We start from the raw sequence: 25,832 nt of genomic DNA on the forward strand, positions 1-25,832 counted from the left end.
TTCCGCCCGGGCCGGGTCCTTTCCCGGGCCCCGGGCGTAAAATGGGCTCACTGGCCGCCTGCGGAGGCGGCCGCACTTTCCCCGATGCACGGGAAGGAGGTGGAAACAGTGGCACATGTACTCAGCGGCTTCATGAGCCTTACGGACAGGCTCCGCTTCCTGTTCGGACCTGCCACCCGGCTGGACGCCGATACGCCGGTGGTGCACAAACACGACGAATTTGAACAGGCTTCGGAAGAGGACCTCTCGCACTTCATCGTGGAAAGCGATTCCTCCGGCCACCATTACGCGGTGCGCCGCGAAGACCTCGAGAAACTGGCCTAGGAGCCGTAGGCATGCAAAAGGCGCCCGGGGAATCCCGGGCGCCTTTGCTGTGGCCGCGCGGTTCGGCTGAAGAACCGGGCAGATGCAAACCTGGCTACCGGCCCGTGCCGCCGTACACCGTGGCTTCCGCTTCGCCGTCGAGCTCGAACGCGTTGTGGATCACGCGGACGGCCTCGTCCAGCAGGTCGGCGTGCGTCACCACGGAGATGCGGATCTCGGAGGTGGAGATCATGTTGATGTTGATGCCGGCATCGGACAGGGCCTTGAAGAACGTGGCGGAAACACCGGGGTGCGAGCGCATGCCGGCGCCCACCAGGGAGAGCTTGCCGATTTTCTCGTTGTATTCGATGCTCTCGAAGCCGATCTGGTCCTGCGCCGCATGCAGGGCAGCCAGGGCGTCAGCGCCTTCCACGATGGGCAGCGTGAACGAGATGTCCGTCCGGCCGGTCCCGTGCGTGGAGACGTTCTGCACGATCATGTCGATGTTCGAGTGCGCATCCGCGATGACTTGGAAGATCGCGGCGGCCTTGCCGGGAATGTCCGGGACGCCCACCACGGTGACCTTGGCTTCGGAACGGTCATGTGCAACGCCGGAGATGATGGGCTGTTCCAAGGCGACTCCCTCTTGTGTGGTGATCTTGTCTTCGGCGCTGGGGATGACCCAGGTGCCTTCGTGGTGGCTGAATGAGGACCGGACGTGCAGCGGGACCCCGAAACGGCGGGCGTACTCGACGCACCGCAGGTGCAGGATCTTGGCGCCGGACGCGGCGAGCTCCAGCATCTCCTCACTGGAGATCTTTGAGACCTTCTGCGCGGAAGGAACCACGCGCGGGTCTGCGGTGTAGATGCCGTCAACGTCCGTGTAGATCTCGCAGACGTCCGCCTCAAGCGCCGCGGCCAGCGCAACCGCCGTGGTGTCCGAGCCGCCGCGGCCCAGCGTGGTGATTTCGTTCGTGGAGCGGCTCATGCCCTGGAAGCCAGCCACAATGGCGATATTGCCCTTGTCCAGGGCAGTGCGGATCCGGTGCGGGTCGACGTCGATAATCCGCGCCTTGCCGTGGATGCCGTCGGTGATCATGCCTGCCTGCGATCCGGTGAAGGATTGCGCAGAGGCGCCGAGCTTGTTAATGGCCATGGCCAGCAGCGCCATGGAGATGCGTTCCCCGGCCGAGAGCAGCATGTCCATTTCGCGGGCGGGCGCCGAATCGGTGACCTGCGCGGCAAGGTCCAGGAGTTCGTCGGTGGTGTCGCCCATGGCGGAAACCACCACCACCACCTCGTTGCCGGAACGCTGGGCGGCCACCACGCGTGCGGCAACGCGTTTGATGCCGTCCGCGTCGGCCACAGAGGAACCGCCGAACTTCTGCACGATGAGCTGTTTAATCACCGCACGGCCCGCGGGCAGCTCCTGCGTTGCGTTGTGCACTTCGGTAGTGGGCGTACTCATGCGCGTACCTTCACTGGGTCATTGGGGGTTCTGGCGGCCGGGCAGCCTGACGCCTAAGGCGGCGGGACTTCTCCGGACAGTTTATCGCCGCCCACTGCCGGGCGCTGAATTGTGACCGAATCCCGGCCTCGGGATCGTCGGGGATGCTGATCCGCATCACGTCTGGACAGCCGCGGGTAGCGGGACCACCATGGAGGCAAGGCGGGGCTGGGGCCTGTGCGTGGAAAGGCGGGCGGCCCGTGGCCAGCAACCAGAAGCCATCCCAGGATCCCGTCTGGGAGGACTACTTTGAGCCGATTGGTGCCGGGATCGAGCCCATATCCGGGCCGGTGAAGGAGTACGACGGCGGCGAGCACCGGCGCGCTCCCATCGTCCGGGTGGCGGTGCTTGGGGGAGAGCCCGCTGGGTGGGAAGCCTGGGCAGCTTCCGGTTTTGGGCGACGGCCCTGGGGATGCTTTGTGCCACGTGGGCAGGTGCGGCCGGCCTGGTGATATTGGCAGGACAGGGCGGGGACGCCACCGCGTGGCTGGCGCCGCCTGTGCTTACGTATCTGCTCGCGTGTTCACTCCTGCCAGGGGCTGCAGCCGTTGCTGCTACGCACTGGGGGATGTCCGCCTACCGACTCCCCATGCCTGGCGGCCGCGCGGGCGTACGCATTCTTGGCGCAGCCGTGACGGCAGGGCTGCAGGGGCTGGTCCTCGCCCTGCTCATCCTGGTGACCCTGCTGGTGGAGGCCGGCGCTGCCCGCCAGCCGGGTGCTGTGGCCGCGGTCTCAGCGTTCGTCGCGGCCGGGGAGGGCTTCGTCTTTGGCGGTATGGGTGCTGCCGTTGCGGCAATCGGACGGACCCCCGTCCTGAAGCGTATCGTCGGATGGGCGCTTGCGCTGTTCCTCGTCGCGGGCACCGTGGCTGCAGCGGCGGCACTGGCCCCGGCGACGCGCAGTGATGAGCCGGTGACGGTGGCACTCAACGTGAAGCATGCACCGGACGGGATCTCCGTCTCCTACCAGTGCTCGAGCGTTGCCGCCGGCCTCAGGGAGGTCTACCATACGGACCGCATCATGTGGCTGCCGGCAGCCAGCCCGAGTGTGCTGTTTGTGATGCTGGCCGGACAGTCCTACGGCAATGAAGGTCTCCTTGGCTGGCTTTCCGGAACGCTGCAGGAGGCGGCGGACGGGACCGCGGTTCCCTGTGTCAACGGCGAACCCCGGAGCGGGGACGCCCTCGGAATGCCGGTGGCCGCCGTCGGACTCCTTCTGCAGGCAGGCATTGCAGCCGGGCTGATCGGCTGGGCGCACGCCCTCTCCGGAAGGCGCGCGGAACCCGCACCGCCTGATGGTGCTGCTAGCTGAGGGCGTTGCGGCGGCCTTCGAAGGCCCGGCCGAGGGTGACCTCGTCGGCGTATTCAAGGTCACCGCCCACGGGCAGGCCTGAGGCGAGGCGTGTGACGGTGATGCCAATCGTCTTGAGCATGCGGGCCAGGTAGGTTGCCGTCGCTTCGCCCTCAAGGTTCGGGTCCGTGGCGATGATGACTTCCTGGATGGCGCCGTCGTTCAGTCTTGTCAGCAGTTCCCGGATGCGCAGCTGTTCCGGTCCTACGCCCGCAATGGGATTGATTGCGCCGCCCAGCACGTGGTAGCGGCCGCGGAAGCTGCGCGTACGCTCCACCGCGAGCACGTCCTTGGACTCCTCCACCACGCAGATCACTGCCGGGTCGCGCCGCGGGTCGCGGCAGATGTTGCAGAGTTCTTGCTCCGTGACGTTGCCGCAAACCGTGCAGAATTTCACGCGGTCCTTAACAGTGGTGATCGCATCGACCAGCCGCTTCATGTCCTGCGGATCCGCTTCGAGGATGTGGAACGCCAGCCGCTGGGCGGATTTCGGGCCCACGCCGGGAAGGCGTCCGAGCTCGTCGATCAGCTCCTGGACAGCACCTTCGTACACAATTTCCTCTTTAGCTTGGTGTGGATGGGCGGAACCGGGTCAGTGGGCGGCGCATCAGTAGCGGCGTGCGACCGGGCTGCCGTCGGCGGACCGTTCCTCAATCAGTTTCCCGCCCAGAATACGCTCCACCGCGGCCCGGCCGAACACGCCCGACTCCTCGATGGTTTCGTCATCCGCGCTGGGGACGTCCTGGACGAACGTGGCGGCCGCGGCGACTGCACGGGCCGGAGCCTTGGCCCGGCCCGCTTCGGCTTCGGGGCTGTTGGACAGCCGCTGGTACAGGCTTTGCCGGGTCTGGTGCCGCGCCTCGGACTGGGACGGGGGAGACATGACGGTGGAGGTCGCAGGAGCTGTTGCAGTCAGCGTCGCCGTTGACGGGCCAGGCGCCATGCCGGGTGCCGACGCCATCGCGTATTCCCTGGCAGGTTCAGCCGAAGGGTTCACCGGAATGGACGGCGGGACCTGGGCAGTCGCTGGCTCGTAGTGGGGTGCCGGCGCCGGGTCTTTCGTGGCCGGAACGTTCGACGGCGGCTGCTTGCCTACGTTACTGGCCTCACCGACCACCCACACACCTGGAGCTTGTTCCACGGCATGCGTCCAGGGATCGGCTTCCGGACCGTTGCTGGCCGCACCCGGCCGGGACGGGGTTGTTTGGGCGCCCGATGTGTCCTCGGCGCGCTGCCGTGAAGAGGGCACCCAGTCCATGGGCGGCTCTTCCTCGAGCGGGGGTGCGTCCTCGTCCCGCGGCGGACCCCAGTCGTCATCCGAATAGGAGTAGTCGCCAGCCAAGGACGCCGGCTGCGCAGCGGGAGCCGGGCCGGACTCCGGCGCTGGCGTCGCTGCCGCCCGTGGGGCCGTTGCCGGTGTGTGCGGCACTGATGCCGCTTCCCGTGCCGGTTCCGCTTCCGTTTTCGGCGCAGCCGCAGGCGCAGGCGAAAGCGAGGGTTCGGGTGCGGGTGCGGGTCTAGGTGACTGGGCGGCAGGAGAAGCGACGGGATCGGTGGTGACCCGAGTGCTGTCCAGCGGTGCCGACGCGCCGGCAGGTGTCTGGACGGGAACTTTGGCAGGGGCGGGAGCCAGTCCCCACGCGACGTCAGCCGAAGTAGGCGTCGCCGTCTGACCGGCGGACGCCGCCGGACTGGCCGCCACTTTTGGGTTTGGCTCAGAGCTCGCCCGGCCCGCGACAGCGCTCCCTGCAGCACCGTTCCCGGCAGCCGCGTTGATCTGGCAGTCGATTCCCGTCGTCTTGTGGATGGCTTGCCTGAGGTTCTCCGAGTGGTCGGCCCGGCCAAAGGCACCGGCCAGTCCAGGCGTCGCGAAGGCGAGGGTGAGGACCTGGCCGTCGAATGCGCTGACCTGGGCGTTCGGTTCCACCAGAGCCCACGTGCTGCGTTTGATGCCGGCAAGGGTCTGCAGCACGTCCGGCCATGCCCGGCGCAGCACCTCCACGTCGCCCGACGGGCCTGCTGGAGTAGGCGTAGCGGGCTGTGTGGGCTGCGCGGGCTGCACGGGCTGTGCGGCCGGCGCGGTGGGCTGCGTGGGAGCCGCCCCTTGCGGGTCGGGTTCACGGGGCTGTGTCTGGGCGGCCGGCGCAGCCGCAGCGGCGGGCTGGTCCACGGGCCAGTCATTGGTGCTGACGCGCGGAGGAGTCAGGGGAGCCCTGCCACCTGCCTGCGGGGTCTCCGGTGCCGGCTGTACGGCAGGTTCCCCAGCCGGGGTAGCCTTCGGTGCAGGTGCAGGTGCAGGTGCAGGTGCAGGTGCAGGTGCAGGTGCAGGTGCAGGTGCAGGTGCAGGTGCAGGTGCAGGTGCCGCAGGTGCAGGTGCAGCCTGCGTCGGTGCAGCAGGCGCGGATGCCTGTGGCCCGGGCGTGTGCGGCGCCTGCCCGTCACCTGCCTCGGCGCTGGCACCTTGGGCGGCGGGAGCGCCGACGTCGTTCCCTCCGTAGCTCAGCCGGCGCTCGACGCGGTCAATCCGCGCGGCGATGCCGCGTTCGTTCTGTTCCGAGCTGGGCAGGAGGATACGTGCGCACAACAATTCAAGGTGCAGACGGGGAGACGTGGCTCCGGTCATTTCCGTCAGGGCGGTATTGGTGACGTCCGCCGCGCGGGAAAGCTCCGCGGACCCCAGATTGTGCGCTTGGTTCTGGAGCCGGGCGATCTGGTCGGCGGGCATGCCGCGCAGGATGGTCTGGGCGCTCTCCGGCATGGCCTTGACGATGATCAGATCGCGGAAGCGTTCCAGCAGGTCCTCCACGAAGCGGCGGGGATCGTGCCCGGTCTGGATGACCCGGTCCACCGCCCGGAACACCGTGGCGGCATCCGAAGCGGCGACCGCTTCCACGACGTCGTCCAGCAGCGAGGCGTGGGTGTACCCGAGGAGCGCGACGGCGAGCTCGTAGTCCAGGCCGTTGGGACCGGCCCCGGCCATGAGCTGGTCCAACACGGACAGCGAATCACGGACGGAGCCGCCGCCCGCGCGGATGACGAGCGAGAGGACGCCGGGCGCAACGGGCACGTTCTCCTGGTTGCAGAGGAGCTCCAGGTACGCCATCAGCGGTTCCGGCGGCACCAGCCGGAACGGGTAATGGTGCGTGCGGGAGCGGATGGTCCCGATGACCTTGTCCGGTTCCGTGGTGGCGAAGATGAACTTGATGTGTTCCGGCGGCTCTTCGACGATTTTCAGCAAGGCGTTGAATCCCGCCGAAGTCACCATGTGGGCTTCGTCGATGATGAAGATCTTGTACCGGTCGCGGACCGGGGCGTACGTGGCGCGCTCGCGGAGATCCCGGGCGTCATCGACGCCGCCGTGGCTCGCGGCATCGATCTCGATGACGTCCAGGGAACCAGAACCGCCGCGGGCCAGTTCAACGCAGCTGGGGCATGTGCCGCAGGGGGTGTCTGTGGGACCCTGGGCGCAGTTGAGGCAGCGGGCCAGAATGCGGGCTGAAGTGGTCTTTCCGCAGCCCCTGGGACCGGAGAAAAGATATGCGTGGTTGACCCGGTTTTTCCGCAGAGCCGTCATCAGCGGCTCCGTGACGTGTTCCTGCCCGATAACGTCGGCGAAGGAGTCCGGACGGTATCTGCGGTAGAGGGCGGTAGTAACGGTCACAGAGAAACCCTACCAATCCGGGCTGACAACCTGCCGCCCTGTGGGGGAATAGTAAAGACCCCCCATGCACCCGCCAGAGCCCATTTACCCTTGCTACCTTCCGGTCCTGGGGGAGTTCAACAGGATGACGCCACATGAGGGGCCGTCAGATACTTTACCCGAGATCCGGGTGTGACTCGAATCGGATTGGCCCGTGGTGCTCCGCCGCACTTCAACGGCGCCAGCCGTCTACCGGCCAGGTCATGAATGCCGGTTCCTCGTAGGGGTGGACTGCCCGCAGCGCGGCCACTACCGCCGCGAGCAGGGGTTGCTCCACGACGCACTCCACCCTGTCCTCGGACACCGTTTCGGGGCTGCCCACCCTGCCCAAATAGGGGTCCGCTCCTTCCAGCGGTGTGAAGCGGCCGGTTCCCGGGGTGACGAAGGAGCAGTGCGAGTAATCACCGATCCGTCCCGCTCCGGCGTCTCCGACAGCGGCCAGGATCCGTTCAGTGTGGGAAGCAGGGACATAGATCACCAGTGCATGCAGCTCCGTCATGGCTTCCATCGTGCAACATCGCGTTCCACGAATCACCGCATTCCGGGATAAATCGTTGCTTATCCCGCTAACACCACTGATCATGGGTATGTACACCGAATGGGGCAATCTCAAGGTTGTGAGCCGCAGGGCCTGGAAGGCGGGGGCGGACCCGGCAGCTCAACGGTGTGCCGCGAAGTGGGCGCATTGGGGGCGTCCATTTCCGCGTTAAGGACCACCGCAACGGCCTCTGGCCCCTCAATTGGGCGATGCGGGAATCTTCAGGTACTCTAGTATCTGCTTTTGATTCAGAAGCAACTGGAGAATTCGCCTAGCGGCCTATGGCGCACGCCTGGAACGCGTGTTGGGTTAACGCCCTCGGGGGTTCAAATCCCCCATTCTCCGCCCATGTGATGAGTCGAGACATCCTTCACGGATGAGTCGGGTCATCGGTTACACCCCCGGTCTTCGGACCGGGGGTGTTCTTGTTGTCCGGGCCCTTTCAAAGTCCGTCCTGTTTTCGACGCGCATATTCAAGGGCGCTGCGCATGTCCCCTGACGCGCCCCATATGTGGGCGTCGACAGCGAGGATGCGCCTCGGCCACAAGTTTGCGCGTCGAAACCCGACGCCGCAGGACCTGTTTCCCGGCTTGCGGGCTCCGTACACTGGGCCCATGTCATGCCGAATCAGCGAACTTGTCCTCGACTGCTCCGACCCCGAACTGCTCGCCCGCTTCTGGAGCGACGTCCTTGGCTATGTGGAGCTTGGCCGGGAAGGGGGTGCCATCGAGATTGGACCGCCGGAGGGATTCGGCGGCCTGCAGCCCACGATCATCCTGAGCCCCAGCATCGATCCGCGGACGGGGAAGCTGCCGCTGCACATTGACGTCAACCCTGTGGACCGGGACCAGGCTGCGGAGCTGGACCGGCTGCTGGCCTTGGGCGCCCGGCCGGCCGATGTGGGACAGACCGGTGACGAGCAATGGCACGTCCTCGCCGACCCCGAGGGCAACGAGTTCTGCCTCCTCCGCAAGCGATTGGACGCCTGAGCCCGCCTCTACCCTGAAACCCCGCCCCATTCTGGGACCGCGTCGTGCGCAGCGCTCTCAGGCGTCGGCTGCGGGCACTCCGAGGCGGCGGAGCCGTTCCCGGGCGGCCAGTTCACTGGGGCCCCTCGGTCCGAGCATGAGACGGACGACGCCGAGGACTGCCCGGGTGCCAAGCCGCACCGGAAGCGGGAACGGGCCAAGCCGCGGCGGAGTCAGCCCCAGCATCCGCTGGAACCTGGGCTCCAGGCTGTACACCGCGCCTGCGAACAGGACCCGGTAGCCCGGCCGCAGCAGGGGATGCAGGGGCGGGTTCCGGATGAACTCCACGGTTTCGGCCACGCGGGCGTCCGCCCGGAGCTCGCCGCTGCGGTACCAGTCATCCAGCTGCCGGCGCAGCTCCGCCTCGCTCATCGGCGGACCAGCGACGCCCATGAGCCTGCCGGCCTGCGACCACTCCCGGACGTAAGCGTCGGGTCCGCCGGGAATCGGTTTCCCCCAGATCCTGTGTGCCGCCAGGAACCCGTCCGTGAACGCCAGGTGGATCCACGCCCCGAGCACGGGATCGTTGGCGCTGTAGTCCCGAAGGCTCCCGTCATTCCCGCGGTAACTGCCCTGCACCGGCCCATGCAGCACGCGGACCCGGCGGGAAGCCTCTTCCGCAGCGGCCCGGGAGCCGTAGGTCACGGTGAAGATCCAGCGGATGGTGGCGGCCAGCCGCGCCAGCGGATCCGCGCGGAAGTCGGAATGCTCGTGGACGCCTGCCAGTGCCCCGGGGTGCAGGGACTGCATGAGGAGGGTGCGGATTCCGGCGACGATCGTGGACATGGAGCCATGCACGGCCCACACCGCTGAGCCCGGCAGGTGATAGCCGGCGTCGTCCCCGTCGGCCAGCCGCAGCGCCCACTCGGGCGGGGTGTCCGATTTGCCTGTGAACGTCTTCCTCAGTTCGTCCCGCCAGATCCGAAACAGTCCTCGCATACATCATTGTGGTCAGGCGGGAGCGCGGATATCCACATGATTCCCGAAGGGGTTCCCACGGCGCCGAAGCGTGTGGTCCCATGGAAATTACCGTCGAGACAGCGTGCGGGCCGACACGTCCTGGAGTCAATCGGTTGGGCAAGGTACGGGGTCACAACAGAGCCGAAAAGGGCCGGCAGTTGCCGGGGAATGCCGCGCGCATTCCGGAAGCGGTGCGTGCCGTCGCCCGTGCCGGCGCAGCCGGTGCACTGTCCCTTGCCCTGGGCATGTTGATCCTGCCGGGCGGGAACGGCAACGGGCCGGCGCCCCAGCCAGGCGTGCCGGCCGTCGTGGCCGGGACCGGACGGCACGCCGCCGGCGTGGTGGGTGCCGGAATGCTGCCTGCCGCCCTCACCGCAGACCACCGTGCGGCGCTTGACTTCCCGCGCACGGCGGTGGCTGCCGACGGAATTCCGTTGCGGGATTCAAAAGCCCGGGGCCCGGACGCCCGGAACGCACGGAACCCGAGTGGGCTCACGGTCATGCCGGCCGGAACGGTCAGGCTGCCTGCCGGCTACCTGCTGGCCCCGCTGGAGGTCTTGGTGCCAACGTCCCCGTTCGGTCTCCGGGCGAGCCCGATCAGCGGCCTGCCCGGAGATTTCCACCTCGGCCAGGACTATGCGGCCGCGTGCGGCACGCCGGTCTACGCCGCCGATTCGGGCTTGGTGCGCGCCGCCGGCTGGCATCCCTGGGGCGGCGGGAACCGGGTGGAGGTGGACCACGGCAACGGGCTCATCACCACCTACAACCATCTGGATTCGAGCACTGTCCGTGCCGGCGACGTGGTGCGGGCCGGGCAGGCCATCGCCCGCGTCGGCTCCACGGGGTGGTCCACGGGCTGCCACCTGCACTTCGAAACCATCCTCAACGGGCGCCACGTCAGCCCCCTGTCCTGGATACTCCTGCCGCTGTCGGCGCTCGCCGGCCTGCCGCCGGCCAGGCCGGGCGGACCATCTTGGGACGATCATCCCGGGGTCAGCACAGCGGGTTACGCACCTTGGGGCGTGCCGCCCCTACCTGGAAGTACGACGACGGCGCCCGCCCCTCCGGCGGCATCGCCACCATCGGCGGCGCCTCCACCAAACGCATCCGCGCCGCTATCGGCTGCCCCGTCACCAACAGCAGAACCCGCACCTGTGCCATCCTCTGCACCTGACTTGCCTCCGGCGGAACCCGACCCTGCCCCCGCGGCCCCTGCCCAGCCGGAACCCACCGAACCCTCGGAGCCAGCTCCGGCAGAGTCACCCCCGGGAGAGTCACCCCCGGCAGAGTCACCCCCGGTAGAACCGGCCCCCGCGGAACCGCTGCCCCCCGAGCCATCACCCAAGCCGGGCGTCGCAGGGAAGGGGGCGCCGCCGTCGTCCGCTGCCCGTGAGACAACTGCCCCCTCGAAGTGCGGTCAGGGAATTCCCAGCCGGGACCAGTACGCTGGACTGCCAGTTACGAACCATGAGTATGGACAACTTCGTGAGGACGCAGCCTGTGACATCCCTGTACCAGATACCCCTGACGCTGAATGACGGAACCGGCACGGATTTCAGCCGGTTCCGGGGGAAAGTCGTGATGGTGGTAAACGTCGCCTCCCAATGCGGGTTTACTCCGCAATACACGGGACTTGAAGCGCTCTACGAAAAGTTCCAGGACCGCGGGTTCGAAATCCTGGGGGTGCCGTGCAACCAGTTCGCAGGGCAGGAACCGGGCAGTGACAGTGAAATTGCGGAGTTCTGCCAGCGCAATTTCGGTGTGACCTTTACCCTTACGGCCAAGGCCGACGTCCGGGGCAGGGCCCAGCATCCGCTCTACGCGGAACTGACCAAATTCAAGAACGGACCGCTGCCAGGCCTGGTGAAGTGGAACTTCGAAAAGTTCCTGGTGGGCAGGGACGGAAGGGTGGCTGCCCGGTTCGCACCCACCGTCGAACCCGATTCGGCCCAGGTCATCGACGCCATAGAGGCACTGCTTTAACTTTTTTCCACAAAGGAAGCCGCAATTTGCCCAAAATTTACCGAATGTCTGATTGGATAAACCTTACTGAAGGGTACAAGGGAAGAGCGGCTTCCCACCGACCACAGAGGTAGCAATGGAGCACATCGAGGCCGAACATCCCCGGCCACGCCACTTCCTACTCCACCTGAGCGATCCCCATCTGGTAGGCGGGCCCGAGCCCCTCTACGGCGCTGTTGACAGCGAAGCCCGGCTCATCCAGCTCTTTGAAGAAGTTAAAGAGTCAGGCGCGCGTCCCGAGGCCGTTATCTTTACCGGTGACCTGGCAGACAAGGGCGACCCGGAAGCCTATGCCAAGCTGCGCGCCATCGTGGAACCGGCCTGCGAAGAACTGGGCGCGGATGTCATCTGGGCCATGGGCAACCACGACAACCGGGCCAACTTCCGCAAGGGACTGCTGGACCAGCCCGGGACGGACGCTCCCGTGGACCACAGTTACTTCATCAACGGCCTGCGCATCATCACCATGGACACCTCGGTCCCCGGCTACCACCACGGCGAACTCAGCGCCGCGCAGCTCGAATGGCTCGCCGCTGAACTGGCCACCCCAGCCCCGGATGGCACCATCCTGGCCCTGCACCACCCGCCCGTGCCGTCCGTGCTGGACCTGTCCGTCCTGGTGGAGCTCCGGGACCAGGGCTCCCTCGCCGCAGTGGTACGCGATTCCGATGTCCGCACCATCCTGGCCGGCCACCTGCACTACTCGACCACCGCCACGTTCGCCGGAATTCCTGTCTCCGTCGCTTCGGCCAGCTGCTACACCCAGGACCTGAACGTGCCGGTGGGCGGAACCCGCGGCCGGGACGGCGGGCAGGCATTCAATCTGGTCCACGTCTATGAGCACACCATCGTCCACTCCGTGGTTCCAATGGGAAGCTCGGCAACCGTGGGGGAGTACGTGACCCCGGCCGAGACGGCGCGGCGTCTCGAGGCTGCAGGCATCCGCATTCCGGAGACCGCCAAGCAGCGCCACACGGCCACCGTCCCGTCGCCGCGCTAGCTCGGGAGCCGCGGCAGCGGCGGGAGCAGGATCGCTGGCCCCGTGAGCGCGGACGACGGCGGTCGTGCGGCTACTTCTCCCAGGGCGCCTTGATGGGGTAGTACTTCTCCAGGAAGTCCGTGACCAGCGCGGCGCGTTCATCGGAGTCCACTTCGGGAAAGCTGCCGTCGTTCAGGCAGAACATGTCCATGTTCCGTTTGGCCAGCAGCTTGGGCAGGTAGTTCAGCCCGGACCGCATGGTGGTGTCCACATAGCGGACCTTTGCCGCTGTCTGGGTCACGGCACGGCCGGTCAGCAGCGCGTAGTAGTGGTAGAAGGAATTGGTGACGGAGATGTTGTCCGCGGCCCGGAAGCGGCTGGCCGCCGTCTTCCGGAACTCCTCCGGGAACTCCTGCTCCATGGTCTCCACGACGCTCCGGCGCAGCGGGGCGGCAGTGTGCTCCAGGTGCCGGGTGGTGATCCGGCCGAAGCGGTTCCACAGCAGCTTGCGGTTGACGCGTGCCGCGTTCTCGAAGCCGCTGCGCTCCGCCGCGTTCTCGCCGAGCCCGATCCTGGTCTCGGCCTCAATGAACTTGGTGATGCCGCCGGGGGTGAAGAACAGGTCCGGGCTGACGGGGCGGCCGAAGAACATGTCGTCGTTCGAGTACAGGAAGTGCTCGGACAGGCCCTCGATGTGGTGCAGCTGGCACTCGACGGCCTGCGAGTTGTGCGTGGGCAGCACGGAAGGATCGGCGAAGAACTCCTCGCTGCGCACGATGGTCACGGCGGGGTGGTCGGCCAGCCACTCCGGCGCCGGAGAGTCGGTGGCGATGAAGACCCGCCGGATCCAGGGCGCGAACATGTACACGGACCGCAGCGCGTACTTGAGTTCGTTGATCTGCCGGAAACGGGCTTCGTGGTCGTCGCCCTCGCCCAGGACCGCGTCCTTTTGCTGGGCTCGGCGGGCCGCGATGTACTCCGGTGAACTGCCGTCCACCCAGGAGAACACCAGGTCGATGTCGAAGCTGATGTCGCTGGCGTGGTCCGCGAACATGTTCTCGATGGTGGGCCACGTGTGCCCGTACCGCTCCACGGTGCCGCGGACCGCATCCTGCCGCAGGAGGGTCCGGCGGGTCAGCGAGTTCTCAATGGGGAGGATCAGTTCTTCACCTTCGAACGACCACAGCTCGATCTGCACACCAGCAGACGCGCCGAACTCGAAGCCGCCCTCCGGCTCCACCCGGGGCCGGTAGATGCGGAAGATACGGGCCTGCCTGCTCGGGGAGAGCTCGCCGTCCGCCACCAGTACCGAGGTCTTTTTCTTGGCGTCCACGGTCATGGAGTAGAACGGCTCGTCGAGGCACGCCTCCACCATGGCGGCCCGGAGCTTCTTCCGGTCCTTCCAGTCCAGGGCGATGACCGGCCGGTCGTTGTTGCCTCGAACCAAGAGGTATGCCAGCCCGGCGTTCGCCAGCACGTTACGCAGGAACAGCAGGTCCTCCACCATCGCCTGGTAGGGCGTCCGGTTGTGGTTGATCAGGGCATAGCGTCCCTTGTGGCGGATCACATCGGGGCGGGGTTTGAGGCGTTTCTCCGCTGCCGCCGACGTGATTTCGTCATGGAATGGCTCCGCCACTGACGCCTGGGCGCCGTAGTAGACCTCGTCCTGGACCGCTGCTTCTGTAATGGTGGGCTCCGTGCTGTGAGGGGTAAATGTTCTTACTTGGATGATAGTCCTGTCCGGAAGGGGCTCAGATGCCCAGCGCCTCCCGCCAGCTGCGCAGGAAGGCCGCGCCGGCGTCGTCGTGGATCACCGTGTCCGGCAGCCCCAGGTCGGCGGCGGTGAGAATGGTGTAGGGCTTGACCGGGACCCCGTCGGCCGGGCGGACGTCCACGTGTTTGACCGGGTGGTCGTTGTGGTGGAGCCAGTCGGCCATGGCGTAATCGGTGCGGGAATCTCCCACCGTCCGCCACGCCTGCGGGGTGATGTGCTGGGCGGCGAGCAGTTCCACCGCGCGGCTGGCACCAAGATCCTTGCCCAGCCGCACCGACTCGATGTCTGTGGAAATAATGGTGGGATCCACGCGGTAGTCCACCTCGTCGTCGGAATTGGGCGCATGGTGATCCAGCCGCACCACGCCCAGGCCGTGGCGGACCATCAGCTCCATGGCCTCGGCGTCGAACAGTGCCTGCTCTGCCAGATAGTCGGCGTTGGGGACCTCGATGTGCTGCTCTACGGAGACCATGGCGCGCTTGGTCTCGTCGAAGAACATGTGCGCTGCGTAGTCCTCGGCCACCAGCCGCCGCACGTCATCGCCATAGGCGGACGGGACGGCCAGGTCGTGGTCCACATGGACCGGGCCCGGGCCGGCAGAGGTGAAGCTGAACCACACCGCGCCCTTCTCGCACACGGCGTGGATGACGGTGCCGGACGGAATTCCTGCCTCGATCATCGGTTCCATGACCTGCTGGCGGATGAAGGCATCGGACCGGCCGGTGTTGAAGACCACCGGGATGCCGGCGGCGGCCAGCGCCACCAGGTCACCGATGATCCCGTCGGTGACGTCCCGGGTGACGGGGCTGGCGATGGGGCCGTCGACGTCGAGCAGCAGCGCGAGCGGCGGCGTAGCCGGCAAGGTGGTTCCGGGCGCGGGAACAGCAGGAAAATCCGAGGTCATGCACCTATTCTGTCAGCCGGTGACAGCACCGGAAGGCTCCGACGGCGAAGATCGCCGCGTGTGACATGGTTACCTTTTGGCTACAACCTGGCGCCGGGCCGCGGATGATGCTTTCCCCGGGCCTGCCGCTTGCCTAGGGTGGCAGGGTGATCTTTAAAGCTGTGGGCGAGGGACGCCCCTACCCCGACCATGGTTACAACACGCCCAAGGATTGGGCGGCCCTGCCGCCACGTCCGGTGCGCCTGGACGAACTGGTCACCACCAAGCGCACCTTGGACCTCGAAGCACTCCTGGCCGAGGACTCAACATTCTTCGGCGACCTGTTCCCGCACGTTGTCCAGTACCAAGGGACGCTCTACCTGGAGGACGGGCTGCACCGTGCCGTCCGTACCGCGCTGCACCAGCGCACCGCGATCCACGCCCGGGTCCTGGTGCTTGATGGCTAGGAAAGTGCAGGATCCCAGCATCCTCCACGGCCACCACGTGGTCACCGGCCCTGAATTGCGCGCAACGTTCGAAGCAGCCCGCGCAGACCAGACCGCGCGGGTCCGGCGCCGGGCCCTGCACGGCGTTGTCCTGGTCCTGCTGCTGGGCCTCATCGCGGCCGGGATCATCACCGCGCTCGCCGTGCTGGACGAAAGACTCAAAATCCCCACGGCCGGCCCGGCGGAAGAGACCGTTTCCACCTGCCCCGACGCCACCTTCGACTACGTGTCCCCGGACAAGGTCAACGTGAATGTGTTCAACTCCACCAGCCGGCCGGGCCTGGCCGGGACAGTGGGCAAGGAGCTCCTGGCCCGCAAGTTCGTGGTGGGGGCCGTGGCCAACACCGAAGCCAACTACCGGGGCGTCGCCGCGGTGGTGTCCGGCGCGGCCGGGCAGTCCGCGGCATTTACCGTGCAGCGGCACCTGCCCGGGTCTGACTACTTCCAGGACAGCCGGACGGACGGCAGCGTGGACGTGATCCTGGCACAGCAATACAGTGCGCTCACGCCGCCGGACCTGGTGGACCAGACTCCCGGCACCCTCAGCTGCCCGCGCGACAGCCGGCGCGTCGCCGACGACGACAAGTGGCCGGTGGTTCCGTCCGCGGCAGCCGGCTGACAGCGTTGCTCTATCAGTTTTGGTTCCCAAAAGGGCCTCTTAGGGACTACAGGTGATAGAGCAACGTCAGTTGGCGGCGGGAGGCGGGCCGAGCCGCACGGGCCGGCCGTCGTCGTCGAACCTTGCTCCCGCGCCCTGCTGGATGAATCGCACCGTGCGCGCCACCCGCGCCTCCAGTTCCGCCGGCTCGTCGCTGCCGCGTGCCGCGCTTGAGGACAGCGTCCCAAGGATCAGCTGGGCCTGCTGCCCCACGTCCGCCGGGGGCAGGTAACCCTGCTCCATCCCGTCGCGCAGGATGCCCTGCAGCAGGACGCTCAGCTCGCCCACGTGGTCGGCCAGTTTGGCAAAGGACGACGGCGAGAGCACCGCCCCCATGGCAGGTCCCGGCGGGAGGTGGCGGCGGCTGAGGTCCACCACCTGGGCGCGCACGTACAGGGCGAGCCGCTCCACGGGGTTCTCGAGCCGGGCGAGGGAGTCACGGAGCTCGGTGAGGAACTTTTCGGTCTCATCCAGGGCGTAGGCGATGAGCAACTCTTCGATGTCCGCATAGTAGTTGTACACGGCGGTGCGGCCGATCCCGGCGTGCCGGGCGACGTCCGTCATGGTCAGGCCCGGAAGGCCGTGCGAGAAGAGGAGCTCGCCGAAGGCCGTGAGGATGCGGCGTTGGGTATCCGCGCGTTGCTCCGCGTTGCTCGCCGCTGAAATCCTTGGCATACGGACACTTTACCGCGATGTGTCACCAAAAATTCTGCGTCAGGGGGTGCAGCCTTCCGGACCGCAGGCCTCGCCCGCTCCGACCATGACCAGGGGATTGGCTTCGTTCCAGGCCTGGTTCAGGGCTGCGGTGAAGGTTTCCTTGGGCTGCGCGCCGGACAGTCCGAATTTCCGGTCCAGCACGAAGAACGGGACGCCGCTGATGCCCAGGGTGCGGGCCTCGTCAAAGTCCGCCCGGACCTCGTCGGCGTATTTGTCGGTGGTGAACAGCTCTTCGACGTCCGCCGGGTCCAGGCCGAGGTCAGCGCCCAGTTCGGTCAGGTACTCGCGGCTGCCGATGTCCTTGCCGTGCTCGAAGTGGTCGCTGAGCAGTCGTTCCTTGGCGGCGTCCTGCAGCCCGTGGGCGGCGGCAAGGTGCAGCAGCCGGTGCGCAGTGAAGCTGTTGGCGACCACCACCTTGTCGAAGCGGTAGTTCAGGCCCACTCCTGCGGCCTGTTCGGCCACGTGTTCGAACATTTGCGAGACCTGCTGCGGGGCCAGCCCCTTCCGGGTGCTCAGGTACTGCAGCTCGGTGCCGTCGTAGTGCTCCGGGAGGGTGGGATCGAGCTGGAAACTCCGCCACGTGACCTCCACGGACTCCCTGTGGTCGAATTCGGCCAGGGCAGCTTCGAACCGGCGCTTGCCGATGTAGCACCACGGGCAGGCGACGTCTGACCAGATCTCGATCTTCATGATTAAGCTAACGGGCCTGCGCCGGCGGCCATTCCGCCGTCGTCCTGTTACTTCCACCACAGCGGGCTTTGCGGCGCGGCGGATGGTGGGCAATAGTCGGGTGTAGGTCAAGCAGTGGCCCACGGCATAGATGCCAGGCCAACTGGGGGCCCGGCCAGTCATGATCCTGGGAGGCCTGGGATGCGGATTGGACTGGTTGCAGGACCATGGATTCCTGTCCCACCGCCTACATACGGTGGTATCGAACGAGTAGTGGACAGCCTGGCGCGCGGGTTCGCCGCCGCAGGCCACGAGGTGGTGCTGGCCGCGCCGTCGGACAGCACCTGTCCCGTCCGGCTGGCGCCCGGGATGCGTCCGGCCGCGGTGGAGGAACTGGGCTGCACGATGTCGGAGCTCAGCCACGTGGCCCGGGCATACCAAGGGCTTCGCGGCATGGACATCATCCATGACCACACCCTGGCCGGGCCGCTGTACCTCCACCGGCCGCGGGAGGTTCCAGTGGCCACCACCATCCACGGCCCGCTGCACGCGCAGGCCGTGGATATCTACCGCGCCATGGCAAGGGATTCGGCGATCATCGCGATCTCCCGTGACCAGGCCTCCCATGCCCCGGACGTCCCGGTATCCCGGGTGATCCACCACGGCATGGACGTGCAGGCGGTGCCGGTGGGGTCCGGACGCGGGGGTTACCTGTGCTTCGTGGGACGGTCCTGCCCGGACAAGGGGCTGCTCGAGGCCATCATGCTCGCCCGCCGCGCCGGGATGCCGCTGCGGATCGCCGTCAAGATGCGCCAGCCCGACGAATTGCGCTATTTCCGCGAGGTGATTGAACCCCTGTTGGGCGCCAATGAGGATTTCGTGGGCGAGGTGGGCGACGGGGAAAAGTACGCGCTGATGGGCGAAGCCCTGGCCTTCCTCAATCCGATCCAGTGGTCCGAACCCTTCGGGCTGGTGATGATCGAGGCGCTTGCCACGGGCACCCCGGTGATCGGTACTCGCATCGGCTCAGCGCCGGAAATCGTGGAGCACGGCCGCACCGGATTCCTGGGTGCGACGGAGAACCTGGCGGAATTCGTGCCGGCAGCAGCGGGGCTCAGCCGGGAGCTGTGCCGCAATACTGCGGAGCAGCGCTTCAGCGAGGAGCGCATGGTCAGCGAGCATCTGGAGCTTTTCCGCGAACTTCTTGGGGGTAAGGGCCCGGGAGGGGTTCCCGATGCTGTTGGTGTGCACCAGAATCAATAAGGTGCAGGCGCTGGTCCGCCGGCACTTACCCGACTTTGAGGAGGAACACCGTTCATGACCGCATGGAACGAAGATACCGAGGCCGCCGCTTCCGAGACCGGTTCGGTCACCGTGGTGGAGGGCTCCTCGTTCTGCATCTCGTCCGGAAGCGGTGACATCAGTTCCGACGGCGGTACGAACGGCGCGTTTTTCCAGGACACCAGGATTATTTCCCGGTGGGTCCTGCGCATCAACGGCTCGCTGCGCGAACCGCTGGTGGCCCAGCGGCCCCAGCCGTTCGGGGCTACGTTCGTGGGCCGGGCCAAATGGCCGGACGGCCGGTTCGACAGCCCGCTGGTGGTGCGCCAGGTGCGGCACATCGGCCCGGGACTCCAGGACGACATCACCCTGGAGAACTATTCGGGTGAGCCGGTGGAGTGCGAAATTGAGCTGCTGCTGGATGCGGACCAGGCGGACCTCTTCGACGTCAAGGGCGGCCGCACCTCGGACGGTCCGCGGCCTTCCCGCACGGTCCAGGACGGCCAGTTGGTCATCGAAACCAGCCGCAACGGGCAGCGCCGCGGCACCGCAGTCCGGGCCAAGGGCGCGGACGTCATGACCGACGGGCTGCGCTTCCGGGCCACGGTCCCGGCCCGCGGCAAGTGGGCCACCAGCGTCATCGTCGTGCCGCTGATCAACGGCGAGGCCCCGGCGGAGGCATTCACCGAATCCGGGCAGCCGCACCACCGGCAGGGAGTGCGGCGGCACCGGGACTGGGAGCAAAACGTCCCGCGCGTCACGGTAGGGGACAGCAACCTGCAGGCGGCGCTGAACCGCAGCCAGAGCGACCTGGGTTCGTTGCGTATCTTCGACCCCCACCACCCGGACCGCGCAGCGGTGGCTGCCGGTGCGCCGTGGTTCATGGCGCTGTTCGGCCGCGACTCGCTGCTGGCGTCCTACATGTCCCTGATGGTGGACCCCAATCTTGCCGCCGGCACCCTGCAGACCCTCGCCGGTCTCCAGGGGACCAAGGTGGACAACGATTCAGAGGAAGAACCGGGCCGCATTCCGCATGAGGTCCGGCTGGGCATCACCGCGGGCCTGTCGCTGGGCGGCACTGCCTACTACGGCACGGCTGACGCCACGCCGCTGTTTGTTGGCCTCCTGGGTGAACTGAGCCGATGGGGCCTCTCGGCCGACATCATCGAGTCCCTCCTGCCCCATGCCGACCGGGCGCTTGAGTGGATCGACAACTACGGTGACCGTGACGGCGACGGATTTGTGGAGTACCTGCGCCCCAACGACCATGGCCTGGTCAACCAGGGCTGGAAGGACTCTTGGGACGGCATCAACTTTGCTGACGGCACCATGGCGGAGGCGCCCATCGCCCTCTGCGAGGTGCAGGCCTATGTCTACTCTGCCTATGTGGGCCGTTCGCAGCTGGCCCGGTGGAGCGGGGACCAGGAGCTGGAACAGCACTGGGCGGGACGCGCCGCGGAGCTGAAGAAGGCGTTCAACGAAAAGTTCTGGCTGCCGGAGAAGGGCTACTTCGCCGAGGCGCTGGACAAAGACAAGCGCCCTGTTGACGCGCTGACCTCCAATATCGGCCACTGCCTGTGGGTGGGGATCGTGGACGAGGACAAAGCCGCGCAGGTGGTGGAGCACCTGATGTCCCCGCAGATGTTCACGGGGTGGGGGATCCGGACGCTTGCCTCCGACATGGGCGCCTACAATCCCGTCAGCTACCACAACGGCTCCGTCTGGCCGCACGACACGGCGCTGGTGGCCACGGGGTTGATGCGTTACGGCTTTGTGGAGGAAGCCCGGCGCGTGGCACAGGCCATTTTCGACGCCGCCGAGCACTTCGACGGCCGCCTGCCGGAGCTGTTCTGCGGTTTCGACCGCGGCGAATACCCCGGCCCGGTGCCTTACCCCACGGCGTGCTCGCCGCAGGCGTGGGCCGCGGCCGCTCCGGTGCAGCTGGCCCGCATCCTCCTCCGGTTCGACCCCGACTTCACCCGCGGCGTCGTGCACCTGGCCCCCATCCTGGACCGGGATTTTGGGGAGTTCCGGGCGGAAAACGTCCTGCTGGACACCAGCCGGATCACCATCGCCGCCAACGGCGCGGAGGGCACCATCGAGGGCCTGCCGCCCGGCCTGCGTTTCCGCAGCGAACCGCGGCCGCCGCTCGAGGACCTGCTGGGCGGGCATGGCACAGGCCTTAAGGCCGGCCGATAGATTCAGCCGAGGCGCAGCAGGGCAGATATTTTCAGGGCAGGGACCGTTCCATTACGAAATCGTGTTCGACGGCGGTTCCCAGCCTGAACGTCTTGGTTCCCACCTTCCGGAAACCGGACTTTTCGTAGAAGCGGACGGCCCGGGCGTTCTGGCTGTTCACGCCCAGCCAGATGCCCGCTCCGCCGGCCTCGGTGGCAGCCAACAGGCTGGCCTGCATGAGTTCCGCGGCGGCGCCCAGGCCATGGTGTTGCGGGTGGACGTAGCACTTGCTTAGTTCCACGCACGGCAGCAGGGTCAGGGCGGCAGCCACGTCCGGGTCGGCCGCGGGGCGGTTGACCAGGAGGCTGTATCCATTCAGCGTGCCGTCCGAATCAAGGACCAGGACGATGGTGTCCGGGTCCGCGAGATACTGCCCAAAGTGCGTTTCACTCAGCGTTCCGGCAAGGTGCGCGGCAATATCCTCAGGTGACGACGACGGCGGGCAGGCCAGCGGAAAGGTGACGGCGGCAAGGGCAGCCAATGCGCCGGCGTCGTCCGCTCTTGCCCTTCGGATGGTGTGGCCCATGTCCTCCCTTTCCCGTGTCGCCTATCAGGGTACGTCAGTCCTTGGAGCTGAAGGCGGCGTCGAAGGAAGCGGTGGAAGCCGGGAAGTCGTACTTCTTCAGCGCGGCGAGGGCCTCGGGGGCACCGTGCAGGCGGTCCATGCCGGCATCCTCCCATTCGACGGAGATCGGCCCGTCGTACCCGATCGCGGCCAGGGCCCGGAAGGACGCTTCCCACGGCACGTCCCCGCGGCCGGCGGAGACGAAGTCCCAGCCGCGGCGGGGATCGCCCCACGCGAGGTGCGAGCCCAGGACCGTGTTGCGGCCGGTCTGGCGGATCTTCGTGTCCTTGCAGTCCACGTGGTAGATCCGGTCCTTGAAGTCCCAAATGAATGAGACGGGGTCGATGCCCTGCCACATCATGTGCGACGGGTCCCAGTTCAGGCCGAACGCTTCCCGGTGGCCGATCGCTTCGAGGGTGCGGACGGTGGTCCAGTAGTCGTAGGCGATCTCGGAGGGATGGACCTCGTGGGCGAAACGGACGCCGCACTCGTCGAAGACGTCCAGGATGGGGTTCCAGCGGTCCGCGAAGTCCTGGTAGCCGGCGTCGATGACCTTCTCCGGGACGGGCGGGAACATCGCCACATACTGCCAGATGGCGGAGCCGGTGAAGCCGACGACGGTGTCCACGCCGAGTGCCTTGGCAAGCCGGGCGGTGTGCTGCATTTCCTCGGCCGCACGACGGCGGACGCCCTCCGGATCACCGTCGCCCCACACCTTCGACCGGACGATGGCCTGGTGGCGGAAGTCGATGGGGTCGTCACACACGGCCTGGCCGGTGAGGTGGTTGGAGATGGCCCACACCTTGAGGTTGTACTTCTCCAGGACGGCAAGCTTGGACTCGACGTAGCCGGACTCGTCCCAGCGCCAGGCATCCAGGTGGTCGCCGGAGACGGCGATTTCGAGGCCGTCGTAGCCCCAGCCGGAGGCGAGTTTGGCCACTTCCTCGAAGGGGAGGTCGGCCCACTGGCCGGTGAACAGGGTAAACGGGCGGGGCATGTCAGGCTCCTTCGGTTGCTGCAGGGCGCGCTGCCCCGGTTATCAGGGCGGGCGGAAGCTGGATGAGGGCGCTTTTCGCGGCGGCGGACTCCTCTACGGCGCTGAGGACCCGCTGGACTTCCAGGCCTTCCTCGAACGACGGCGAGGGTGCTTCGCCTGCCGCGATGGCCACCAGGAAGTCGCGGATTTCGTGCGTGAACGTGTGTTCCCAGCCGATGATGTGTCCCTGCGGCCACCATGCCGCAACGTAGGGATGTTCGGGTTCGTTGACCAGGATCCGCCGCAAGCCCTGCTCGCGGAGGGGCACGGTGGCGTCCAGAAAGCCGAGTTCGTTGAGGTTCTCCAGGTCGAAGAGGATGGAGCCCTTGTCGCCGTAGATCTCGAGGTTCAGGGAGTTCTTCCGGCCGGTGGCCACCCTGCTGACCTCGACTGAGGCGACCGCCCCGGAGGCGAGGGACAGCGTGGCCCAGGCGGCGTCGTCGACCGTTACCTCCTCCAGTCCTTCGGCGCCAGGGCGCGAAGTCGTGAAGGTGTGGGTCCGGCCGGAGACCTCCGTGACCTGGTCTCCGAGGAGGAACAGGACCTGGTCGATGGCGTGGGAGGCGATGTCGCCCAACGCCCCGGACCCGGCCGTTTCCTTCTTGAGCCGCCACGTCATGGGTGCTTGGTCATCGGCCAGCCAGTCCTGCAGGTACGCGGCGCGAACGTGCCGGATAGTGCCCAACCTGCCTTCGGAAATGAGTTCCCTTGCCAGGGCGAGGGCAGGCACGCGCCGGTAGTTGAAGCCCACCATGGACTGCACCCCCGTTGCCCGGGCCTTGGCGGCGGCCGCCGTCATGGCTTCTGCTTCGGCGAGGGTGTTGGCCAGCGGCTTCTCCAGGAGCACGTGCTTGCCCGCTTCGAGCGCCGCGATGGCGATCTCGGCGTGCATCCAGCCGGGGGCGCAGACGTCGACGACGTCGATATCGTCCCGAGCGATCACCTCGCGCCAGTCGGTGGCCGACTCAGCCCAGCCGTATCTTGCCGCGGCTTCGGCCACCGCCGCGGCGTCCCGGCCTACCAGGACCTTCTGCTCGAAAGCGGGGACGTCAAAGAAAGCGGCAACGTTGCGCCAGGCGTTCGAGTGGGCCTTCCCCATGAACGCGTAACCGATCATGGCCACGCCCAGGGTTCCGGTGCTGTTCGAGTTGCCGGTGTCTTGGAGTGAAGTCATAGTGGTCTTCCTAAAGGGTGGCGGCTTCCGGGGCCCAGTCCTCCGGGAGGGGCGGGGATGCCGGAGCGGAGCTGTCGACGTCCACGAAGGTGCCGGACTCCATCGACTCGGTGATCGAGACCAGGCTGTCCAGCACGTGGTAAGCCAGGTCGCCGGTGGCGCGGTGGGGCACTCCGGCGCGGATGGAGCGGGCCATGTCCAGGACACCCATGCCCCGGCCGTTCGCCGGACCGGTGGCCGCAATGGTCGTCCAGTCTTCGTCTCCTGCGCGCCAGAGGCGGATATCGCCGTCGAAATAGTTGGGGTCCGGCAGCGACAGGGTGGCTTCGGTGCCGGTGATCTCCACGAAGCCCATCCGTACGCGGGGGGACTCGAAGGAGAACACGCTGTGCGAGGACGCACCGGACTCAAACTGTGCCATCGCCGAAACGTGGGTAGGCACCTCGACGGCGAACTCCTCGCCTGCCTTCGGACCGGAGCCGATCACGCGGACGTCCTTGGCCTTGGAACCGATGGCGGCCACCTTGCGGATGGACCCGAAGGCCTGGACGAGGGCGGTGAGGTAGTACGGGCCCATATCGAATAGTGGGCCGGCACCGTACTGGAACAGGAACGCCGGGTTGGGATGCCAGGATTCCGGGCCGGGTGTCTGGAACGTGGTCATGGCGGTCAGCGGGGTGCCGATGTCGCCACGCCGGATCAGCCGCAGGGCGGTCTGCAGCCCGGCGCCGAGGAAGGTGTCGGGGGCGGTGCCGAGCCTTCTTCCGGCCGCGTCCGCCTGTTTGAGCAGGCCAAGGCCGGACTCCCGGTCCAGGGAGAACGGCTTCTCGGTCCAGACGTGCTTGCCGGCGCTGACGGCGGCGGCCGCCACTTCAACGTGCGCGGCCGGGATGGTCAGGTTGACGATGATTTCGACGTCCGGGTGGTTCAGCGCCTTCTCCGGCGTTCCCCATTCCGGAATTCCGTACTCCTTGGCCCGGGCTTCCGCCGCCTCCTCGAAGAGATCGGCGATGACAAGGACCCTGAGGTCTGGGAAAACGGTCAGGTTGTCCAGGTACTGCTTGCTGATGTTGCCGGCGCCAATAATGCCGACGCCGACCGGGCCTCTGCGGACCGCTGCGGCAGCTGCGGGGGTGCTCATGCCTTGATCCCTTCGCCGGAGGCCTGCAGGAACGAGAGGCTCTGGGCGATGCCCTCGAAGATGTCCCCGGCGTAGTCATCGAACTCCACGACGCCCACTTCCAGGGATTTTGCGGCGGCGATGACGTCCAGTACCGGCAGCTTGCCTTGGCCTGCCGGAAGCTGCGCGGTGGTGTCGGTGGTGAGCGGTCCGTCCTTGATGTGGATGAATTTCACCCGGTCACCCAGTTTGGCGAGGATGTCCACCGGGTCCTTGCCGCCGACGGCCACCCAGTACGTGTCGACCTCCAGGACCACTTCCGGGTCCAGCAGGTCCGCGCAGTACTCCAGCGCGGTGCGGCCCTCGATCGTGGACTCCAGCTCCCAGGCGTGGTTGTGGTAGCCCACCCGGACGCCGTACTTGGCACCTTTCTTGGCCGCCTCGTTGAGCTTGTTGGCCGTGGCCCGGATGTTTTCGGCCTTCTGCCAGTGCTCCGCCGGGATGTGGGGATCGATCACGGTGGTGATGCCGAGCTCTTTAGCGGCGGCGAAGATTTCGTCCTGGTCATGGCTCAGCAGCGGAGCGTGGCCGGAGGGCGCGGCGAGGCCGGTCTCCTTGAGAGCGGCACCGAGTTCCTTGGCGTTGGCAACAAAGTTGTAGGGCTCAACCTGGGCGAACCCGATCTCTGCAACGCGGCGGATGGTCCCGGCGAGGTCCTCTTCCAACGGCCGCCGAAGAGTGTAAAGCTGAAGCGAATAATCCATAGCGTGCACGTCCTTGCTGCTCGAAGCCCATGTGCGGCAGCACATCGTCGCGGGGTTTT

The 25,832-nt window shown here is 67.0% G+C and carries 24 protein-coding genes, 1 tRNA gene and 1 other RNA gene; 11 read left to right on the plus strand and 15 right to left on the minus strand.

All coding sequences use genetic code 11. The annotated features are described in order from the left end of the window. Nucleotides 1-108: 108 nt before the first annotated feature. Nucleotides 109-324 carry a hypothetical protein gene (locus ACIQC0_RS05020; protein WP_377216865.1) on the plus strand — a complete coding sequence of 72 codons (216 nt, stop codon included), beginning with the start codon at nucleotides 109-111 and terminating at the stop codon, nucleotides 322-324. Nucleotides 325-418: 94 nt separating this feature from the next. On the opposite strand, the gene ACIQC0_RS05025 is transcribed toward ACIQC0_RS05020, so the two are convergent. Further along, entirely contained in the window at nucleotides 419-1,771 is a 1,353-nt protein-coding gene (locus tag ACIQC0_RS05025) for an aspartate kinase (protein WP_400533052.1), read from the minus strand. Nucleotides 1,772-2,378: 607 nt separating this feature from the next. On the opposite strand from ACIQC0_RS05025, the gene ACIQC0_RS05030 reads away from it, so the two are divergent. Then, nucleotides 2,379-3,122, plus strand: coding sequence for a hypothetical protein (locus ACIQC0_RS05030; RefSeq protein ID WP_400533054.1), 744 nt, complete (start codon nucleotides 2,379-2,381; stop codon nucleotides 3,120-3,122). Here ACIQC0_RS05030 and recR read toward each other — a convergent pair. The 4 genes from recR to ACIQC0_RS05050 form a co-directional block, all read right to left on the minus strand. Then, on the minus strand, nucleotides 3,115-3,714 hold the full coding sequence (recR, locus tag ACIQC0_RS05035) for a recombination mediator RecR (protein WP_400533056.1): 600 nt from the start codon (nucleotides 3,712-3,714) through the stop codon (nucleotides 3,115-3,117). The two genes, ACIQC0_RS05030 and recR, sit on opposite strands and share 8 nt — an antisense overlap. Before the next feature lie 54 nt (nucleotides 3,715-3,768). Then, nucleotides 3,769-6,822: a DNA polymerase III subunit gamma and tau gene (locus tag ACIQC0_RS05040; RefSeq protein ID WP_400533058.1), complete on the minus strand. Its 3,054-nt coding sequence runs from the start codon at nucleotides 6,820-6,822 to the stop codon at nucleotides 3,769-3,771. A gap of 50 nt (nucleotides 6,823-6,872) precedes the next feature. After that, nucleotides 6,873-6,969, minus strand: an RNA gene (gene ffs, locus ACIQC0_RS05045) — signal recognition particle sRNA small type. 64 nt (nucleotides 6,970-7,033) lie between these two features. After that, the gene (locus ACIQC0_RS05050; protein ID WP_377216870.1) at nucleotides 7,034-7,360 is read right to left on the minus strand and encodes a hypothetical protein; all 327 of its coding nucleotides are present in this window, start codon (nucleotides 7,358-7,360) and stop codon (nucleotides 7,034-7,036) included. Between the two features lie 299 nt (nucleotides 7,361-7,659). On the opposite strand from ACIQC0_RS05050, the gene ACIQC0_RS05055 reads away from it, so the two are divergent. Together ACIQC0_RS05055 and ACIQC0_RS05060 are read left to right on the plus strand one after the other, a co-directional pair. After that, a tRNA-Ser gene (locus ACIQC0_RS05055) sits at nucleotides 7,660-7,744 on the plus strand. A 269-nt stretch (nucleotides 7,745-8,013) separates the two neighbouring features. Continuing rightward, nucleotides 8,014-8,388 carry a VOC family protein gene (locus ACIQC0_RS05060; RefSeq protein ID WP_400533060.1) on the plus strand — a complete coding sequence of 125 codons (375 nt, stop codon included), beginning with the start codon at nucleotides 8,014-8,016 and terminating at the stop codon, nucleotides 8,386-8,388. 57 nt (nucleotides 8,389-8,445) lie between these two features. Here the strand turns inward: ACIQC0_RS05060 and ACIQC0_RS05065 are convergent, their stop codons facing one another. After that, entirely contained in the window at nucleotides 8,446-9,366 is a 921-nt protein-coding gene (locus ACIQC0_RS05065; protein WP_377216613.1) for an oxygenase MpaB family protein, read from the minus strand. Nucleotides 9,367-9,545: 179 nt separating this feature from the next. Between ACIQC0_RS05065 and ACIQC0_RS05070 the strand changes: the two genes are divergently transcribed. From ACIQC0_RS05070 to ACIQC0_RS05080, 3 genes are all read left to right on the plus strand, one after another. Then, nucleotides 9,546-10,925, plus strand: a complete 1,380-nt coding sequence (locus ACIQC0_RS05070) for a M23 family metallopeptidase (protein ID WP_400533063.1) — start codon at nucleotides 9,546-9,548, stop codon at nucleotides 10,923-10,925. Then, a complete protein-coding gene (locus ACIQC0_RS05075; protein WP_400533065.1) occupies nucleotides 10,888-11,370 on the plus strand; it encodes a glutathione peroxidase in 483 nt (160 codons plus the stop codon). Before ACIQC0_RS05070 ends, ACIQC0_RS05075 begins: the two co-directional genes overlap by 38 nt. 115 nt (nucleotides 11,371-11,485) lie before the next feature. Further along, a complete protein-coding gene (locus ACIQC0_RS05080) occupies nucleotides 11,486-12,409 on the plus strand; it encodes a phosphodiesterase (protein ID WP_400533067.1) in 924 nt (307 codons plus the stop codon). Nucleotides 12,410-12,479: 70 nt separating this feature from the next. Here ACIQC0_RS05080 and ACIQC0_RS05085 read toward each other — a convergent pair whose 3' ends face one another. Further along, nucleotides 12,480-13,895, minus strand: a complete 1,416-nt coding sequence (locus tag ACIQC0_RS05085) for a stealth family protein (protein WP_377216744.1) — start codon at nucleotides 13,893-13,895, stop codon at nucleotides 12,480-12,482. Between the two features lie 244 nt (nucleotides 13,896-14,139). Continuing rightward, the gene (locus ACIQC0_RS05090) at nucleotides 14,140-15,066 is read right to left on the minus strand and encodes a hypothetical protein (protein ID WP_400533069.1); all 927 of its coding nucleotides are present in this window, start codon (nucleotides 15,064-15,066) and stop codon (nucleotides 14,140-14,142) included. Between the two features lie 146 nt (nucleotides 15,067-15,212). Between ACIQC0_RS05090 and ACIQC0_RS05095 the strand changes: the two genes are divergently transcribed. Together ACIQC0_RS05095 and ACIQC0_RS05100 are read left to right on the plus strand one after the other, a co-directional pair. Beyond that, complete coding sequence (locus ACIQC0_RS05095; protein ID WP_377216618.1) at nucleotides 15,213-15,512, plus strand: type II toxin-antitoxin system VapB family antitoxin; 300 nt, start codon at nucleotides 15,213-15,215, stop codon at nucleotides 15,510-15,512. Further along, nucleotides 15,505-16,170 carry a LytR C-terminal domain-containing protein gene (locus tag ACIQC0_RS05100; protein ID WP_400533071.1) on the plus strand — a complete coding sequence of 222 codons (666 nt, stop codon included), beginning with the start codon at nucleotides 15,505-15,507 and terminating at the stop codon, nucleotides 16,168-16,170. The genes ACIQC0_RS05095 and ACIQC0_RS05100 overlap by 8 nt, the downstream gene beginning before the upstream one ends. Nucleotides 16,171-16,236: 66 nt before the next feature. Here the strand turns inward: ACIQC0_RS05100 and ACIQC0_RS05105 are convergent, their stop codons facing one another. Then, on the minus strand, nucleotides 16,237-16,884 hold the full coding sequence (locus ACIQC0_RS05105) for a TetR/AcrR family transcriptional regulator (RefSeq protein WP_377216620.1): 648 nt from the start codon (nucleotides 16,882-16,884) through the stop codon (nucleotides 16,237-16,239). A 39-nt stretch (nucleotides 16,885-16,923) separates the two neighbouring features. Next, nucleotides 16,924-17,616, minus strand: a complete 693-nt coding sequence (locus ACIQC0_RS05110) for a DsbA family oxidoreductase (protein WP_400533073.1) — start codon at nucleotides 17,614-17,616, stop codon at nucleotides 16,924-16,926. A 180-nt stretch (nucleotides 17,617-17,796) separates the two neighbouring features. Between ACIQC0_RS05110 and ACIQC0_RS05115 the strand changes: the two genes are divergently transcribed. Further along, nucleotides 17,797-18,858 (plus strand): glycosyltransferase family 4 protein, encoded by a 1,062-nt coding sequence (locus tag ACIQC0_RS05115; protein ID WP_400533075.1) that lies wholly within the window; start codon nucleotides 17,797-17,799, stop codon nucleotides 18,856-18,858. Between the two features lie 54 nt (nucleotides 18,859-18,912). Continuing rightward, nucleotides 18,913-21,075, plus strand: coding sequence for a glycogen debranching N-terminal domain-containing protein (locus ACIQC0_RS05120; RefSeq protein WP_400533077.1), 2,163 nt, complete (start codon nucleotides 18,913-18,915; stop codon nucleotides 21,073-21,075). A 31-nt stretch (nucleotides 21,076-21,106) separates the two neighbouring features. Here the strand turns inward: ACIQC0_RS05120 and ACIQC0_RS05125 are convergent, their stop codons facing one another. The 5 genes from ACIQC0_RS05125 to ACIQC0_RS05145 are packed head-to-tail and all read right to left on the minus strand — an operon-like array spanning nucleotide 21,107 to nucleotide 25,773. After that, on the minus strand, nucleotides 21,107-21,640 hold the full coding sequence (locus ACIQC0_RS05125; RefSeq protein ID WP_400533079.1) for a GNAT family N-acetyltransferase: 534 nt from the start codon (nucleotides 21,638-21,640) through the stop codon (nucleotides 21,107-21,109). 34 nt (nucleotides 21,641-21,674) lie between these two features. Next, nucleotides 21,675-22,676: a sugar phosphate isomerase/epimerase family protein gene (locus tag ACIQC0_RS05130; protein WP_400533081.1), complete on the minus strand. Its 1,002-nt coding sequence runs from the start codon at nucleotides 22,674-22,676 to the stop codon at nucleotides 21,675-21,677. A gap of 1 nt (nucleotide 22,677) precedes the next feature. Next, complete coding sequence (locus ACIQC0_RS05135) at nucleotides 22,678-23,889, minus strand: Gfo/Idh/MocA family protein (RefSeq protein WP_400533083.1); 1,212 nt, start codon at nucleotides 23,887-23,889, stop codon at nucleotides 22,678-22,680. A 10-nt stretch (nucleotides 23,890-23,899) separates the two neighbouring features. After that, nucleotides 23,900-25,030, minus strand: a complete 1,131-nt coding sequence (locus ACIQC0_RS05140) for a Gfo/Idh/MocA family protein (RefSeq protein WP_400533085.1) — start codon at nucleotides 25,028-25,030, stop codon at nucleotides 23,900-23,902. Further along, nucleotides 25,027-25,773 (minus strand): sugar phosphate isomerase/epimerase family protein, encoded by a 747-nt coding sequence (locus ACIQC0_RS05145; RefSeq protein ID WP_400533087.1) that lies wholly within the window; start codon nucleotides 25,771-25,773, stop codon nucleotides 25,027-25,029. Before ACIQC0_RS05145 ends, ACIQC0_RS05140 begins: the two co-directional genes overlap by 4 nt. Nucleotides 25,774-25,832 lie beyond the last annotated feature (59 nt).

Source organism: Pseudarthrobacter sp. NPDC092419, from assembly GCF_044755045.1.
Classification (GTDB): domain Bacteria; phylum Actinomycetota; class Actinomycetes; order Actinomycetales; family Micrococcaceae; genus Arthrobacter.

What these genes read in the sequence shown, in the direction of transcription:
- ACIQC0_RS05060 (WP_400533060.1), top strand. Translation starts at nt 8,014, where the DNA reads ATGTCATGCCGAATCAGCGAACTTGTCCTCGACTGCTCCGACCCCGAA.
- ACIQC0_RS05110 (WP_400533073.1), bottom strand. Translation starts at nt 17,616, where the DNA reads ATGAAGATCGAGATCTGGTCAGACGTCGCCTGCCCGTGGTGCTACATC.
- ACIQC0_RS05050 (WP_377216870.1), bottom strand. Translation starts at nt 7,360, where the DNA reads ATGACGGAGCTGCATGCACTGGTGATCTATGTCCCTGCTTCCCACACT.
- ACIQC0_RS05100 (WP_400533071.1), top strand. Translation starts at nt 15,505, where the DNA reads ATGGCTAGGAAAGTGCAGGATCCCAGCATCCTCCACGGCCACCACGTG.
- ACIQC0_RS05025 (WP_400533052.1), bottom strand. Translation starts at nt 1,771, where the DNA reads ATGAGTACGCCCACTACCGAAGTGCACAACGCAACGCAGGAGCTGCCC.
- ACIQC0_RS05135 (WP_400533083.1), bottom strand. Translation starts at nt 23,889, where the DNA reads ATGACTTCACTCCAAGACACCGGCAACTCGAACAGCACCGGAACCCTG.
- ACIQC0_RS05140 (WP_400533085.1), bottom strand. Translation starts at nt 25,030, where the DNA reads ATGAGCACCCCCGCAGCTGCCGCAGCGGTCCGCAGAGGCCCGGTCGGC.
- ACIQC0_RS05030 (WP_400533054.1), top strand. Translation starts at nt 2,379, where the DNA reads ATGTCCGCCTACCGACTCCCCATGCCTGGCGGCCGCGCGGGCGTACGC.
- ACIQC0_RS05090 (WP_400533069.1), bottom strand. Translation starts at nt 15,066, where the DNA reads ATGACCTCGGATTTTCCTGCTGTTCCCGCGCCCGGAACCACCTTGCCG.
- ACIQC0_RS05130 (WP_400533081.1), bottom strand. Translation starts at nt 22,676, where the DNA reads ATGCCCCGCCCGTTTACCCTGTTCACCGGCCAGTGGGCCGACCTCCCC.
- ACIQC0_RS05120 (WP_400533077.1), top strand. Translation starts at nt 18,913, where the DNA reads ATGACCGCATGGAACGAAGATACCGAGGCCGCCGCTTCCGAGACCGGT.
- ACIQC0_RS05105 (WP_377216620.1), bottom strand. Translation starts at nt 16,884, where the DNA reads ATGCCAAGGATTTCAGCGGCGAGCAACGCGGAGCAACGCGCGGATACC.
- ACIQC0_RS05145 (WP_400533087.1), bottom strand. Translation starts at nt 25,773, where the DNA reads ATGGATTATTCGCTTCAGCTTTACACTCTTCGGCGGCCGTTGGAAGAG.
- ACIQC0_RS05065 (WP_377216613.1), bottom strand. Translation starts at nt 9,366, where the DNA reads ATGCGAGGACTGTTTCGGATCTGGCGGGACGAACTGAGGAAGACGTTC.
- ACIQC0_RS05115 (WP_400533075.1), top strand. Translation starts at nt 17,797, where the DNA reads ATGCGGATTGGACTGGTTGCAGGACCATGGATTCCTGTCCCACCGCCT.
- ACIQC0_RS05125 (WP_400533079.1), bottom strand. Translation starts at nt 21,640, where the DNA reads ATGGGCCACACCATCCGAAGGGCAAGAGCGGACGACGCCGGCGCATTG.
- ACIQC0_RS05080 (WP_400533067.1), top strand. Translation starts at nt 11,486, where the DNA reads ATGGAGCACATCGAGGCCGAACATCCCCGGCCACGCCACTTCCTACTC.
- ACIQC0_RS05085 (WP_377216744.1), bottom strand. Translation starts at nt 13,895, where the DNA reads ATGGTGGAGGACCTGCTGTTCCTGCGTAACGTGCTGGCGAACGCCGGG.